This is a genomic window from Novosphingobium sp. B-7, assembly GCF_000410615.1.
In the GTDB taxonomy this organism is placed as follows: domain Bacteria; phylum Pseudomonadota; class Alphaproteobacteria; order Sphingomonadales; family Sphingomonadaceae; genus Novosphingobium; species Novosphingobium capsulatum.
Map to the genome: position 1 here is coordinate 1 of NZ_KE148392.1, position 13,601 is coordinate 13,601.

General features: G+C 65.3%; 15 protein-coding genes and 1 pseudogene. 1 reads left to right on the plus strand and 15 read right to left on the minus strand.

Features of this window, described 5'->3' with window-relative positions:
- The 14 genes from H926_RS0116590 to rpsB form a co-directional block, all read right to left on the minus strand.
- Positions 1 to 270: prepilin-type N-terminal cleavage/methylation domain-containing protein (locus tag H926_RS0116590; RefSeq protein ID WP_237741078.1), on the minus strand; the 270-nt coding region annotated here is incomplete at its 3' end.
- Positions 271 to 350: 80 nt separating this feature from the next.
- Positions 351 to 812 carry a MarR family winged helix-turn-helix transcriptional regulator gene (locus H926_RS28230; RefSeq protein ID WP_082209203.1) on the minus strand — a complete coding sequence of 154 codons (462 nt, stop codon included), beginning with the start codon at positions 810 to 812 and terminating at the stop codon, positions 351 to 353.
- Positions 813 to 976: 164 nt separating this feature from the next.
- Positions 977 to 1,204 (minus strand): 50S ribosomal protein L31, encoded by a 228-nt coding sequence (rpmE, locus tag H926_RS0116600; RefSeq protein WP_022677314.1) that lies wholly within the window; start codon positions 1,202 to 1,204, stop codon positions 977 to 979.
- A 126-nt stretch (positions 1,205 to 1,330) separates the two neighbouring features.
- Positions 1,331 to 1,804, minus strand: coding sequence for a 3-hydroxyacyl-ACP dehydratase FabZ (gene fabZ, locus H926_RS0116605; protein ID WP_022677315.1), 474 nt, complete (start codon positions 1,802 to 1,804; stop codon positions 1,331 to 1,333).
- Between the two features lie 21 nt (positions 1,805 to 1,825).
- Positions 1,826 to 2,512 (minus strand): OmpH family outer membrane protein, encoded by a 687-nt coding sequence (locus tag H926_RS0116610; RefSeq protein ID WP_022677316.1) that lies wholly within the window; start codon positions 2,510 to 2,512, stop codon positions 1,826 to 1,828.
- Positions 2,512 to 5,184 (minus strand): outer membrane protein assembly factor BamA, encoded by a 2,673-nt coding sequence (gene bamA, locus H926_RS0116615; RefSeq protein ID WP_051146411.1) that lies wholly within the window; start codon positions 5,182 to 5,184, stop codon positions 2,512 to 2,514. Before bamA ends, H926_RS0116610 begins: the two co-directional genes overlap by 1 nt.
- Before the next feature lie 229 nt (positions 5,185 to 5,413).
- A complete protein-coding gene (rseP, locus tag H926_RS0116620) occupies positions 5,414 to 6,562 on the minus strand; it encodes an RIP metalloprotease RseP (RefSeq protein ID WP_028658134.1) in 1,149 nt (382 codons plus the stop codon).
- The gene (locus H926_RS0116625; protein WP_022677319.1) at positions 6,559 to 7,722 is read right to left on the minus strand and encodes a 1-deoxy-D-xylulose-5-phosphate reductoisomerase; all 1,164 of its coding nucleotides are present in this window, start codon (positions 7,720 to 7,722) and stop codon (positions 6,559 to 6,561) included. Before H926_RS0116625 ends, rseP begins: the two co-directional genes overlap by 4 nt.
- Positions 7,719 to 8,462: a phosphatidate cytidylyltransferase gene (locus H926_RS28235; protein WP_022677320.1), complete on the minus strand. Its 744-nt coding sequence runs from the start codon at positions 8,460 to 8,462 to the stop codon at positions 7,719 to 7,721. The genes H926_RS0116625 and H926_RS28235 overlap by 4 nt, the downstream gene beginning before the upstream one ends.
- Positions 8,449 to 9,093 (minus strand): polyprenyl diphosphate synthase, encoded by a 645-nt coding sequence (uppS, locus tag H926_RS0116635; RefSeq protein ID WP_051146413.1) that lies wholly within the window; start codon positions 9,091 to 9,093, stop codon positions 8,449 to 8,451. The genes H926_RS28235 and uppS overlap by 14 nt, the downstream gene beginning before the upstream one ends.
- Positions 9,094 to 9,170: 77 nt before the next feature.
- Positions 9,171 to 9,728 carry a ribosome recycling factor gene (frr, locus tag H926_RS0116640; RefSeq protein ID WP_022677322.1) on the minus strand — a complete coding sequence of 186 codons (558 nt, stop codon included), beginning with the start codon at positions 9,726 to 9,728 and terminating at the stop codon, positions 9,171 to 9,173.
- Between the two features lie 3 nt (positions 9,729 to 9,731).
- The gene (gene pyrH, locus H926_RS0116645) at positions 9,732 to 10,457 is read right to left on the minus strand and encodes a UMP kinase (RefSeq protein ID WP_022677323.1); all 726 of its coding nucleotides are present in this window, start codon (positions 10,455 to 10,457) and stop codon (positions 9,732 to 9,734) included.
- Between the two features lie 225 nt (positions 10,458 to 10,682).
- The gene (gene tsf / locus H926_RS0116650; protein ID WP_022677324.1) at positions 10,683 to 11,609 is read right to left on the minus strand and encodes a translation elongation factor Ts; all 927 of its coding nucleotides are present in this window, start codon (positions 11,607 to 11,609) and stop codon (positions 10,683 to 10,685) included.
- Between the two features lie 124 nt (positions 11,610 to 11,733).
- The gene (gene rpsB / locus H926_RS0116655; RefSeq protein ID WP_022677325.1) at positions 11,734 to 12,489 is read right to left on the minus strand and encodes a 30S ribosomal protein S2; all 756 of its coding nucleotides are present in this window, start codon (positions 12,487 to 12,489) and stop codon (positions 11,734 to 11,736) included.
- Between the two features lie 508 nt (positions 12,490 to 12,997).
- On the opposite strand from rpsB, the gene H926_RS0116660 reads away from it, so the two are divergent.
- Complete coding sequence (locus H926_RS0116660) at positions 12,998 to 13,306, plus strand: hypothetical protein (protein ID WP_022677326.1); 309 nt, start codon at positions 12,998 to 13,000, stop codon at positions 13,304 to 13,306.
- On the opposite strand, the pseudogene H926_RS34895 reads toward H926_RS0116660, so the two are convergent.
- Positions 13,275 to 13,601, minus strand: a pseudogene (locus H926_RS34895) (CDP-diacylglycerol O-phosphatidyltransferase); the annotation flags it as partial. The gene H926_RS0116660 and the pseudogene H926_RS34895 overlap by 32 nt on opposite strands.

Genomic DNA, 13,601 nt, shown 5'->3' on the forward strand with positions numbered 1-13,601 from the left:
ATAGCCGGTCGCATCGAGCGTGACCGCCACCGGCCGGCCCGCGATCACCGCCATGTCGCGCGCGGCGGCCAGCCGCACGGCCAGGCGCTGTGCAGCGATCGCGGGCGTGGCCGTAGTGGACGGCAGATTGAGAATCACGGCCGTGGCGGCCAACCCGGCGATTGCCAGGGCCACCATCAGTTCCACCAGAGAAAAGCCTGCCTCCGCCGCAGGCAGCAGCGCCCGGTTCATGCGGTGGAATTGCGCCCAGGGCGCGGCCCAGGCAAGCAAGGCCGGCGCCGCTTTGGAGCCAAGCCAATCCGCTTTCGAGGCAACCCGGCCTGGACGCCGGGAGCGTCAGGCAGCCAAGGTCAGCCCTCGGCCTCGTCCCGCTGCCCGCGAATCAGCGGCAACGCGGCGTGGAGCGCATCGAGCGTGGCCGGATCAAACAGGTTGGAAAAGCGCGTCTCGTGCCGCTCGATCCGGGCCAGGGCATCAGCCACCACCGCCGCCCCGGTTTCCGTGACGCGCAGCGCATGGCTGCGCCCATCGGCGCGTTCGCGATCGATCAGGTCACGATCCATCAGCCGCGAAATGATCGGCACCATGTTGGCGCGCTTGATCCCCAGCACCTGCCCCACTTCGGTTTGCGAGCAGCCGGGGTTTTCGCCGATCACCAGCAGCGCGGTCACTTCGGCCGGGCGCATTTCAAGATCGGCCAGCTCGCGTGCCAGATCAGCCATCATCACGGCCGAGGCACGGCGCAACTGATAACCGAGCAGGCGATCGAGCGAGGTAGCCGGCAAACCGGAGGCAGAGGGCGTTGGTTGCATGGTGTTACCTTATGGCTCCCCCCGGCCATGGCAAGCACCCTTGGCCATGGATTTCACCAGCCGCAGACACGGCGGGCGCGGCAGATACGAAAAAGGGCGGCCGAAGCCGCCCCTGGTTCGCGCTCGCGCGGGCAAGGCACGTGGCCCTGCCCGATCGCGGTCGCTCACTTCTTGAGAGTGAGACCACCGAAGCGCTTGTTGAACTGGGCCACGCGGCCACCCTGGTCCAGCAGACGCTGGTTGCCACCGGTCCAGGCCGGGTGCGAGGTGGGGTCGATGTCGAGAGCCAGCGTGTCGCCTTCCTTGCCCCAGGTAGAGCGGGTTTCGAACACGGTGCCGTCGGTCATCTGCACCTTGATGAAGTGGTAGTCGGGGTGGATGTTGGCCTTCATGGGACTGCTCCGATGTGCCGCCGGTTCCGACCGGCGGCTGGGAAACGAGAGATGTAAACTCGAAAGCGGCGCCCCTAATCGAAAGGGCGCCGCTTGTCGAGTCATGTACCGTAAGCGCTGACTGACTCAGCTATCGGCGATCATTGCGGTAAAGCTGCACTCGGTGGCGATCTTGTCACCCAGCATGGCCTTGCCGGCAAACTTGCACACACGCGAACGCATCTGCGTGAATTCCACGTGCAGGTCGAGCAGGCAACCCGGCTCTACCGGCGTGCGGAACTTCGCGTTTTCGATCGCCATGAAATAGACAAGTTTGCCAGAGCCGGCCAGGCCGAGCGTTTCCACCGCGAGGACGCCGGCCGCCTGGGCCAGCGCCTCGATCTGGAGCACGCCGGGCATGATCGGCCGGCCGGGGAAATGACCCTGGAAGAACTGCTCGTTCATGGTCACGGCCTTGATCGCGTGGATGCGTTCACCCACCACGAGCGAGGCCACGCGATCGACCAGCAGCAAGGGATAGCGATGCGGCAGCGCCGCCATCACCTTGGTCACGTCGAACGAGAGCGGCGCGGCCGTTTCGGCCTGGACTTCCTGCGTCATTGGATCCCCGTATGCCTTGCCTTAGCGGCCTTCCGGCGCCTTGGCGCCCGAAGCGGCGGGCGCGGCGCCCTGCTGGGCCTGCTGCTGCGCCATCGCTTCACGCTGGGCGCGCGGCATCCAGCCAGCCGGCGGCACGAGCTGCGCGGTGGGGATCAGGGCGTTGAGTTCGGTCAGGATGTCCTGGCTGATGTTCGAGGCCGGATCGCCCTTCACCACGGCCTGCACATCGAGCACGATGGTGGCGCGGCGCTTGGCCATCGCGCGCTGGGTGGCTTCGTCCAGCTTGTCGGAGATCTGCTCGATCACATACTGTTCAGCCAGGTTCAGCGGAGCGAGGATCTGCTGGATCTCGCGCTTGCCGTCTTCCTGGATCTGCTGAATCTGGCCCACTTCGGCTTCGAGCGCAGCGCGATCGGCCTTGGGGTTCTTCTGATCAGCCTGGAACTTGTCGGCCAGCGGCTTGAGCTGGGCGTTGATCTGGTCGCTGCGGGTCTTGGCCTGGTCGATTTGGGCCTTGTAGGTGACCGGGCGCTGCTGCATCGCGGTCTGATAGGCCGACGACGAACCGACGATCGCCTGCGGGTTGGCATAGGCGATGCCGTTGGCAACCGGAGCGGTCGACGCGGCGGCGGGGGCTGCGGCCATGGCTGCGGGGGCAGCCGAGATCATCAGGCCCGCGATCAGGGCCGAGGCAATGCGGAGTTTCATCAGAACTGGGTTCCCACGTTGAAAGTGATGGGCTGGGTGTCGTCGCCGTCGACCTTCTTCAAGACCTTGGCGAAGTCGATGCGGAACGGGCCGAAGGGCGAGTTCCAGTTAACGCCGATGCCGATCGAAACGCGCGGCTGCGGCGAGTTGCCAACGAAGACTTCGTCGTACTTCTGGTATGTGCTGTTGGCCGTGCCGTCAGAGGCATTGGCGGCCGTGGTGATCTTGCCGGTAAGCGCATCGGTATAGAGCACCACGCCCGTGCTGGTGGCCGGGCGACGCACGCCCCACACCGCACCGGCGTCCATGAAGATCGACGGACGCAGGCCCATTTCGCGGGCACCGGCACCAAGCGGAATTTCAAGCTCGGCATGGCCGATGTAGTAGTAACGGCCGCCCAGGGCGTCGTCCGCCCACGAATTGCGGTCGGTGGTAATCGCGCCGAACGTGCCATCGGAATTGCGCGAGTAGTACTTGCGCAGCACGCGCGGGCCCACGCCGCGAATGTCGAAGCCGCGCATCTGCGGCTGGCCCAGGAAGAAGCGGTCGGTCAGGCGCACGTCGTCCACGGTGGGATCCGACGAACGGCTGGCGAGCGGCTCGATCGCGCCACCTTCGCCGCGCAGGCTGAACACGAAGCCCTTGCCCACCGGCCAGTAGTGCGCGGCGTTGGCGGTGATGCGGGCATACTTGACCGAGCCACCCAGCCCGGCGATGTCGCCGCTCAGCAGCCACGAGGTGCCCTTGGTGGGACGCAGGCGGTTGTCGAGCGTATCGTAGACCACCGAAGTGCCGAAGATCGAGCTGGTGCGGTGGCCGATGGCATCGCACAGATAACGGCCAGCGAGCAGCGGGCTGCAGGTGCCGTTGAGGTAATAGGTGGCCTCGTCCAGCGTCACGTCATCGATGTTGAACGTGTAGCGGCCAATCAGCGACATGTACTCGGTCAGCGGCACGCCGGCGCGGATCTGGAAGCCGGTCGTGGTCTGCTTGTACGTCGTGTTGCGGTTGGAATTGAGGTAGTTGAAGCTGTTGTAATCGCGGCGATAGACGTCAACGCCCATCGAGATGTTGCGATCGAACAGATAGGGCTCGGTAAAGCTCAGCTGGACGCTGCGCGAATAGTAGGAATAATCGACCGAGAGGCCCAGCGTCTGCCCGCGACCACGGAAGTTGTTCTGACGGATCGAGGCCTGGAAGATGAAGCTTTCCAGGCTGGAGAAACCGGCCGAGAGCTGCAGTTCGCCGGTGGGCTTTTCTTCCACGTTGGCTTCAAGCGCGATGCGATCGGGCGTGGTGCCCGGCTTCTGCTCAACCTCGAACTTTTCCTGGAAATAGCCGAGCGACTTGATGCGGTTGGACGAGCGCTTGATCTGGTAGGAATTGAACGCGTCACCTTCCGCGAGGCGGAATTCACGACGGATCACCTTGTCCTGGGTCAGCGTGTTGCCGTTGACATCGACACGTTCGACATAGACGCGCGGCGCATCCGCGATGCGGAACGTGATGCCCATGGTGAGGTCATCCTTGTTCCGCGCGAAATCGGGCTGCACGTTGGCAAAGGCATAGCCCAGGCTGCCGGCCGTCTCGCTCAGGCTGTCGACGGTGTCTTCGACCAGCTTGGCGTTGTACCAGTCACCCGCCTTCATCGGCAGCTTCTTGACCAGGCTGTCGCCATCGATCTCGCGCAGCTGGCTGTCCACCTTCACGTCGCCGAACTTGTAGCGCTTCCCTTCCTCCACCACGTAGGTGATGATGAAGTCCTTCTTGTCCGGCGTCAGTTCGGCCACGGCCGAAACCACGCGGAAATCGGCATAGCCCTTGGTCAGGTAGAACTGGCGCAGCTTCTGCTGGTCGAACGCGAGGCGATCGGGATCGTAGCTGGTGCCCGACGAGAACAGGCGGAACGCGCGGGCCTGCTTGGTCACCATCTCGGTGCGCAGTTCGGTATCGGAAAACTGCTGGTTGCCGATGATGTTGATCTGGCGAACCTTGGACTTGGGCCCTTCGGTGATCTCGAACACGATATCGACGCGGTTCTGGTCGAGCATGACCATCTTGGGCTCGACCGAGGCGGCGAATCGGCCCTGCCGCTTGTACAGCTCGATGATGCGCGACACGTCGGCGCGCACCTTGGACCGCGTGAAGATCTGACGCGCCGAGAGCTTGATCTCGGGCAGGATCTTGTCTTCCTTGAGGCGCTTGTTGCCTTCCAGGATGATGCGGTTGACGACCGGGTTTTCCTTGACCTGGATGGTCACCGCGCCCGCGTTGTTGCGCACCTGCACGTCGGCAAACAGTTCAGTGGCGAACAGGTCCTTGAGCACCTGGTCGGCCGCGGCCTGGGTATAGCGATCGCCTTCGCGCAGGCGGATGTAAGAGCGAATCGTATCGGGCTCGAGGCGCTGGGCGCCGTCGATGGTGATCGAACGCACCAGTTGCACCGGCTCGGCCGGCGCAGCCACGGCGGGCGCGGCCGGAGCGTTGGCCGGGGCAATGGCAGATGCCGGAGCAGACGCGGCCTTTGCCTTGGGCGCGCTCTGCGCCAGGGCCGGATTGCCCAGCGTGGTCGAGGCAAGCAGCGCCACCGCGAGAGTCGAAACCCGCGCCGTTGCCGGGTTCGATGCCCGCGCTGCGGCGGGGGCGGTCAGGCTCGCGTACCGTTCATTCATCACCAAGCGCCATCCCGTCTGAATTCGTAATGTTCCGCCACGATGGCGGTTGCCGGATTTTCGGCACCGCAGCCCTGTGCCCGATGCCGCTGTGCCAATCAAGCAAGCATGGTGCAAGGCACCGCATTCACCCCGCATATTGTGGAAAATAATGCGCCTTCGGCCTGCCGAGCCCCCTGCCCGGCCGCTGGCCGATCATCCTGCGCCCATGCGGCGCCAACCAAACCGGTCAGCCGCCGAAAACCTTTGCTCCAAACAGGCCATGCGCACCGAACAGGTCGAGCGAGGCAACATCGTTGACCGTGACGATCAGCATCAGGGCCACCACCAGCGCCAGGCCGGTGCGAAACGCCCATTCCTGGCCGCGCGCACTGACCGGCCGGCGGCGCACCGCCTCTGCCAGGTAGAAGGCCAGATGCCCCCCGTCGAGCACGGGAATTGGCAAGAGATTGATGAATCCCAGATTAATCGAAATCAGCGCGACGAAGAACACGAACGGCTGCCAGCCCGAGACCAGCTGCTCGCCAGAGAACTTGGCGATCTTGATCGGGCCGCCCAGTTCCTTCACCTCGCGCCGGCCGGTTGCGATCTGCACGATGCCGGTGACCATGGTATCGACAATGCCGCGCATCTGTCGTGCGCCATCGGCCACTGCCGCCAGAGGGCCGACACGGACCAGTTCGACACTGGCCGGGCCCACCCCGATGAAGCCGATTTTCTGAACGTTGCCAAAGCGATCGGAATCCGCGCGGGTGCCGGCAACCACGGGCAGCGTCTGGCGCTTGCCACCGCGCTCCACCACCAGGTCAAGCGGCTCGCCAGGGTGCTGCGCCACGGTCATCTTGACGTCGAGGAAAGTATCGATCGCGCTTCCGCGCATCGCCACGACGCGATCGCCCACCCGCACGCCAGCCTTTTCCGCCACCGAGCCGGGCTGCACCACGCCGATCACGGGCGGCACCACGAGCTTGCCATAGGCCATGGTAAAGCCCGACAGGATCACCAGCGCAACCAGCAGGTTGGTAACCGGGCCCGCCAGCACGATCAGCGCGCGCTGCCACAGCGCCTTGGCCTGGAACGTGCGGTTGCGCTCTGCCGCCGGCAATGCCAGCCATTCCGACGTCGGCTTGCTCGTCGGGCTCATGTCTCCGGCGAACTGGACATAACCACCCAGCGGCAGCAGCGAGAGCTTCCAGCGCGTGCCGCGCTTGTCGGTCCAGCCGATCAGTTCACGGCCAAACCCGATCGAAAAGACATCGGCCTTTACCCCGCACCAGCGACCAACCAGATAGTGACCCAGTTCGTGAAGGAAGACGAGTGGCCCCAGCACGAGCACGAAGCCCAGAAAACTGATCAATAGGCCGGGGGTCTGCATCAACGAACGGGCTCCATATGCGCATGTGTGCGCAAGCGGGCTTCGTGGTCAACCGCAATCACATCTGCCAGGCAGGCAGGCGGCGGCGGCAGGCCACGATCCAGCACAGCCTGTACACATGCCACGATTTGCGTGAACCCGATCTTACCAGCCAGGAACGCAGCCACCGCGATTTCATTCGCGGCATTAAGCACGGCCGGCGCAGCGCCGCCGGCCATCACCGCCTCGCGCGCCAGGCGCGTGGCGGGAAAGCGCGATTCGTCGGGCTGACGAAACGTGAGTTCGCCGATCTCGGCAAGATCGAGCGGCGCACAGGGCGTGTCCATCCGCGCCGGCCAGGCCAGGCACGAGGCGATCGGCACGCGCATATCTGAAGGACCAAGCTGCGCCAGGGTAGAGCCATCGCGATATTCGACCATCGAATGCACGATCGATTGCGGATGGACCAGGATGCGCAGCCGCTCCACCCCCACGGGGAACAGGTGAAACGCCTCGATGAACTCGAGCCCCTTGTTCATCATTGTGGCCGAATCGACGCTGATCTTGGCGCCCATAGACCAATTGGGATGCTTCACCGCCTGGGCGGGTGTCGCATGGGGCAGGCGATCGGCCGCCCAATCGCGGAACGGGCCACCACTGGCAGTCAGCGTGATCATCCGCACGTGCTCGGGCGCATTGCCCGCAAGGCACTGGAAGATCGCGTTGTGTTCAGAATCGACCGGCAGCAACGTGGCGCCGCTGCGCGCCACGGCCGCGGTCATCACCTCGCCCGCGGAAACCAGCGCTTCCTTGTTGGCCAAGGCCACGGTGCGGCCACATTCGATCGCCGCCATGGTAGGCGCCAGGCCGGCACAGCCGACGATGGCGGCCACGGTGATATCGGCGCCGCGCGCGGCCGCCTCGACCAACGCGTCAGGGCCAGCGGCCACCGCGATATCGGTGCCGGCAAGCGCCGCACGCAGTTCTGCCAGGCGGGCAGGATCACCGACCACGGCCAGGCGCGCGGAAAATTCGCGGGCGAGCGCGGCCAGTTCGGCCACCTGGGCGTGGGCGGTAAGCGCCTCGACGCGGAAGGCAGCGGGATTGCGGCGCACCAGATCGAGCGTCGACGTGCCGATCGAACCGGTGGCGCCCAGGATGGTGATGGAACGTTGCGCGGTCATGCCGGTGCCCCCAGCGCCCAGGCCGTGCCAACGATGATGGCCACCGGCAACAGCCCGTCAACGCGATCGAAAACGCCGCCGTGCCCCGGGATGAGGCGCGAGGAATCCTTGACCCCCGCCCGCCGCTTGAGCCACGATTCGTAGAAATCGCCCGCCTGCGCCGCCACGGCCAACACGGCGCCGGCCAGGGCTGCCACCCCCAGGTTCGCGATATGCAACGCCTCTGCCAGGCTCGGCCCGGTGGGGCCAAGGCCGCTGATCAGCCAGGCGCCACCCAGGGTGAACAGCCCGGTCCACAACCCGGCGACGGCCATGCCACCGGCCAGGCCCGACCAGGTTTTCGACGGGCTGATGCGCGGCGCGATCTTGGGGCCGCCCAGGGCGCGGCCGGTGAAGTAGGCGCCCGTATCGGTGCAGATTACCAGGCCGATGACCGCCACCAGCAAGGGCGTGGGCATCACGATCAGCGCCAGGGCGCCCCAGCCGATATAGACCGCGCCGGTAATGACCCCGGCGACCATGCGCGCCGGATCGGGCGCGATGCGTGCCACCAGGCGAACATATTCGCCAAATACGACCAGGCCGACAGCCGCGATGAAGGCATCGAGCGCCACCCCGCCGCGCCACACGGCCAGGCCAGCCACGCCCAGCATGACCACGGCCGACGCCAGGCGCACGGGCAGGTCGGAACGCTTGGCCGGTTGCGGTTGTGCGGCCACGGCGGGATCAACGTCCGCCAAAGCGCCGCTCCCGCTCGGCAAACTGATCAAGCGCGGCGCGCAAGTGATCGGGGGTGAAATCGGGCCACAACACCGGGGTAAACACCATTTCGGCATAGGCGGCCTGCCACAGCAGGAAATTCGACAGCCGCACCTCGCCCGAAGTGCGGATCAGCAGGTCGAGCGGCGGCAGGTCTGCCGTATCAAGCTCGGCCGCGATGGTTTCGGGCGTGATCTCGCCCTTGGCAGCGGCGCGGGCGGCGGCGCGGGCAATTTCCTGCTGCGAGCCATAGTTGAGCGCGATTGCCAGCGTGAGCCGGGTATTGCCGGCGGTGCGCGCCACGGCATCATCGATCAGTTGCACCAGATCGGGCGCCAGCGCGCGATATTCGCCGATGATCTTGAGCCGCACGCCATTGCGGTCGATCTCGTCGATATCGCTGCGGATGAACGCGCGCAGCAGGCCCATGAGATCGGAAATCTCGTCGGCCGGGCGCTTCCAGTTCTCTGAGCTGAAGGCATAGAGCGTCAGCGCCTCGAGCCCCAGGTCGCCCGCGGCGCGCACGGCCGCGCGCACGGCTTCCACGCCGCGCTTGTGGCCAAACGCACGGGGCATGAACCGCTTCTTGGCCCAGCGCCCGTTGCCATCCATGATGATGGCAACGTGGCGGGCCAAGGGGGCGCCATCGCCCCCGTCGCGAACCTGCGGCACGGGAACCGGCGCGGCGCTCACTTGCCCAGGATTTCCTTTTCCTTATGGGCGGCAGCGTCGTCCACGGCCTTGATCGTCTCGTCGGTCAGCTTCTGGACTTCGGTTTCCAGGCGCTTGCGCTCGTCTTCCGAGATTTCCTTCTTGGCCTCGTCAGCCTTCAAGGCTTCCATGCCATCGCGGCGCACGTTGCGCACGGCAATGCGGGCGCCTTCGGCATACTTGCTGGCCAGCTTGGCCAGTTCCTTGCGGCGTTCCTCGGTCAGGTCCGGGATCGGCAGGCGCAGGTTGTTGCCGTCGTTGATGGGGTTAAGGCCAAGGCCGGCAGACCGGATCGCCTTTTCCACCGGGCCGACGTTGGACTTGTCCCACACCTGCACCGAAAGCAGGCGCGGTTCGGGTGCAGACACGGTGGCCAGCTGGTTCAAGGGCATGTGGCTGCCATAGACTTCGACCGTGATCGGATCGAGCAGCGCGGTGTTGGCACGGCCAGTGCGCAGGCCGGCGAGATCGCCCTTGAGCGATTCGACAGCGCCCTTCATGCGGCGCTCAAGATCGCCTTTGTCATACTTTGCCATGGATCAGGCTTCCTTCCGAACGATGGTCTGCGTGCCCTCTCCGGCCAGCACGCGGGCAAGATTGCCCTGCTCGCGGATCGAGAACACGACGATGGGAATATTGTTGTCGCGGCACAGCGCCACGGCCGAGGCGTCCATCACCTGCAGGTTGTGCGCCAGCACGGTGTCATAGTCGATGGTGTCAAAGCGCTTGGCCGCCGCATCCTTCTTGGGATCGGCATTATAGACGCCATCGACGCTGGTGCCCTTGAACAGCGCATCACACTGCATTTCGGCCGCACGCAGCGCTGCGCCGGAATCGGTGGTGAAATAGGGCGCGCCCACGCCGGCGGCAAAGATCACCACGCGGCCCTTGGCGAGATGGCGTTCGGCGCGGCGGCGGATGACGGGTTCGCACACCTGGTCCATCTGCACGGCCGATTGCACGCGGGTATCGACGCCCAGCTTTTCGAGGGCGGATTGCATCGCCAGTGCATTCATCACCGTGGCCAGCATGCCCATGTAATCGGCCTGGGCGCGGTCCATGCCCTTGGCCGCCCCGGCCATCCCGCGAAAGATGTTGCCGCCGCCAATGACCAGGCAGATTTCGAGGCCGGTTTCCTTGGCAGCCTTCACTTCGGCGGCCAGCGCGGCGACGAAATCGGTATCGATGCCGAACTGCTGGTTGCCCATGAGCACTTCGCCAGAAAGCTTGAGCAGGATGCGCTTGAACTTTGCAGGGGTGGTCATGGGGCGTCCGGGTCTCGCAAAAAAGGATCGGGATGAAGGCGGGTTGGCACGCAACCGGCGGCCCCTCCACCCCTGGTTCGCGCCCTTATACGCAGCGCACGGGCCGTGCCAAGGGCGCCGCTGCGCTTTTCGCAAACGCAAACGTCCCCGCTGCAACAGGAACCCGGCGCATTGCCGCATGGGCAAGGCCAGGCCCCGGTTGCGCGGGGACGCGAAAAGCGATGCTTACTTGATGCCGGCAGCGGCCGCCACTTCGGCGGCGAAGTCGGTCTCTTCCTTTTCGATGCCTTCGCCCAGCTGGAAGCGGACGTAGTCAACGAGGGCGATCTTGGTGCCAGCAGCCTTGCCAGCCGCTTCGACGACCTGGGCGATCGGCGTCTTGTTGTCCATCACGAACAGCTGCGACAGGAGGGCGTTTTCCTTGGCATACTTGGCCACGGCGCCATCGACCATCTTGGCCTGCACTTCTGCGGGCTTGCCGCTTTCGGCTGCCTTTTCAGCCGCGATCTTGCGTTCGCGGGCGATCAGCTCGGCGTCGAGGTCTTCGGCATTGAGCGCCAGCGGGAAAGCAGCGGCGATGTGCATCGCAATCTGCTTGCCGAGCGGCTCGAGCACGTCGGCGCCAGCTTCGGATTCGAGCGCGACGAGCACGCCGATCTTGCCGAGGTTGCTGGCAGCGGCGTTGTGCATGTAGGGCACGACGATGCCGTTCGACACTGCGACGTGCTTGATGCGGCGCAGCTGCTGGTTTTCACCGATGGTGGCGACGTTGTTGGTCAGCTTGTCAGCCACGGTGCCGCCATCCGGATAGGCAGCCGCCTTGAGCGCTTCCACGTCGGCCGCGCCGGTTTCCAGCGCCACTTCGGTCGACTTGCGCACGAAGTCCTGGAACTGGTCGTTCTTGGCGACGAAGTCGGTTTCCGAGTTCACTTCGACGGCGACGCCCTTGGTGCCCGAAACGGCCACGCCCACGAGGCCTTCGGCGGCGGTGCGGCTCGACTTCTTGGCGGCGGCGGCAAGGCCCTTGGCGCGCAGCGCGTCAACCGCGGCTTCGAAATCGCCGGCAGCTTCGTCGAGCGCCTTCTTGCAGTCCATCATGCCGGCGCCAGTGCGCTCGCGCAGGTTCTTCACGTCAGCGGCGGTGTAAGCCATCGCGTTTGTCCTTTGTCTGAAACGGTGCGGCCGCGGCTGCACGCGCCGCGGCCCTACTTCATGAAACGGGACAATTCGGTGACGGCGCCGATCGCGGCGCCGCCCCCGTCATGTCAGCCTGCAATCAGCCTTCGACGGCTTCTTCGGCAACCGGCTCGTCCAGCGCGCCCAGGTCCACGCCCGAAGCATAGGCAGCGTCACGGCCGCCCTTGGTGGCAGCGGCGGCCACGGCTTCGCAATAGAGGCGGATGGCGCGGCTGGCGTCGTCGTTCGCCGGGATGGGGAACGCGATGCCTTCGGGCGAAACGTTGGAGTCGAGGATCGCCACGACTGGGATACCCAGCACGTTGGCTTCCTTGATCGCCAGTTCTTCCTTGTTGGCGTCGATCACGAACATCACGTCGGGGATGCCGCCCATGTCGCGGATACCGCCGAGCGACAGTTCGAACTTGTCGCGCTCGCGGGTGAGCTGGAGCACTTCCTTCTTGGTGAGACCGGTGGTGTCACCCGAGAGCTGTTCTTCCAGCGCCTTGAAGCGCTTGATCGAGCCCGAGATGGTCTTCCAGTTGGTGAGCATGCCGCCCAGCCAACGATGGTTGACATAGTGCTGACCTGAAGCGCGGGCGGCCTGGGCGATCGGTTCCTGCGCCTGGCGCTTGGTGCCGACGAACAGCACCTTGCCGCCGGCCTGCACGGTGGCCGAGATGAACTCGAGCGCGCGCGACATCAGCGGAACGGTCTGCGACAGGTCGAGGATGTGGATGCCGTTGCGGGCGCCGAAGATGTACGGCTTCATCCGCGGGTTCCAGCGGTGGGTCTGGTGGCCGAAGTGGGCACCGGCCTCGATCAGTTGCTGCATGGTGACGACGGGAGCCGCCATAATCATTTCCTTCCGGTTTCACCTCTGGAGCGCTGGAACCGCGCGGAGAACCCGCAACTGGCACCGGTATGTGCGCGCGCCATGTGGACTGGCCCTGCTGTCATGATGGCGGCGGACATGCCGCGAATCACCGCTGGGCTGCGGCGCCCATAGCGCGCGTAAACCGGCAATGCCACCGGAAATGCCCTTAGCAGTGATTCGCGGGGATAACCTGCCCGACGCAGGCAAAACACGTCCTGGCGCGGCTGTTCCACGCCCGAATCACCGCGCCGCGAACACTGTTTCATCGATTTTCGACATAAGCACAAACACTTAGCACGAGCGCAGATGTGCTTGAAATTCCAGTTGACGCACCGGAACAAAAGTGGAACATTTGGAACATCGACGGGCCAAACAGGAACCGTTCAGGAACGATCGAGTTATCCACAACACAAGCGCTTGCTGTCAAGCCTTGGGCACAGGACGCCCTGCTTGGCACCTGCCCTCTTGTCTTCGGAAAGGCATCGCCATGCTCGCCATTCTCGCTTCGCTCGTCATTGCCGGCGCCGGCGTTGCAGCCCTGGTTGCCGTTGCGGCCACCTGGCACGGCCAGCTTGGCGCCATTCGTCAGTTGCTGGCCGATGCCCGCGCGCTGGAACAAGCCGATGCGCTGGACCTCGATCGCGCTTTCCTGGCGCGGCTGATCGACAGCCCGCTGGCCACCGCCGCGCCGGCGACCCCGGCGCTGCCGCCGCTGGTGCGCAGCACGGTGCGCCGCCCCTCGCCGCGCCCGGCCGCTGGCGTGGTTACGAAAGCGACACGGCGCGCTGCCGCTTGAGCCGGGCATAGCGCACCACACCCACTGGAATCAGCGCAAGATAGAGCGCACAAATTCCCACCAGCGTCAGCCAGGGTTCCGTCAGCAGCGCCGCAAAGACCAGCCCGGTCAGTGCGATCAGTTCCAGGCGGATGGTCTTGCGCGGACGGAACGATGACCAGCCCGGCGTCGCCATGTTGGAAATCATCATGAACGCCATAAGCGCCGCCCAGATCGCCACGAAGATCGGCTGACGAAACTCGTCGCGGCCACTGGCTACCCACAGATAGAGCGGCAGGGAAGACAGTCCCGCCCC

Coding starts and splice junctions, on each gene's coding strand:
- rpsB (WP_022677325.1), bottom strand. CDS start 12,489: ATGGCGGCTCCCGTCGTCACCATGCAGCAACTGATCGAGGCCGGTGCC.
- fabZ (WP_022677315.1), bottom strand. CDS start 1,804: ATGACGCAGGAAGTCCAGGCCGAAACGGCCGCGCCGCTCTCGTTCGAC.
- H926_RS0116610 (WP_022677316.1), bottom strand. CDS start 2,512: ATGAAACTCCGCATTGCCTCGGCCCTGATCGCGGGCCTGATGATCTCG.
- uppS (WP_051146413.1), bottom strand. CDS start 9,093: ATGGATGGCAACGGGCGCTGGGCCAAGAAGCGGTTCATGCCCCGTGCG.
- tsf (WP_022677324.1), bottom strand. CDS start 11,609: ATGGCTTACACCGCCGCTGACGTGAAGAACCTGCGCGAGCGCACTGGC.
- H926_RS28230 (WP_082209203.1), bottom strand. CDS start 812: ATGCAACCAACGCCCTCTGCCTCCGGTTTGCCGGCTACCTCGCTCGAT.
- H926_RS0116625 (WP_022677319.1), bottom strand. CDS start 7,722: ATGACCGCGCAACGTTCCATCACCATCCTGGGCGCCACCGGTTCGATC.
- frr (WP_022677322.1), bottom strand. CDS start 9,728: ATGGCAAAGTATGACAAAGGCGATCTTGAGCGCCGCATGAAGGGCGCT.
- bamA (WP_051146411.1), bottom strand. CDS start 5,184: ATGAATGAACGGTACGCGAGCCTGACCGCCCCCGCCGCAGCGCGGGCA.
- H926_RS0116660 (WP_022677326.1), top strand. CDS start 12,998: ATGCTCGCCATTCTCGCTTCGCTCGTCATTGCCGGCGCCGGCGTTGCA.
- rpmE (WP_022677314.1), bottom strand. CDS start 1,204: ATGAAGGCCAACATCCACCCCGACTACCACTTCATCAAGGTGCAGATG.
- pyrH (WP_022677323.1), bottom strand. CDS start 10,457: ATGACCACCCCTGCAAAGTTCAAGCGCATCCTGCTCAAGCTTTCTGGC.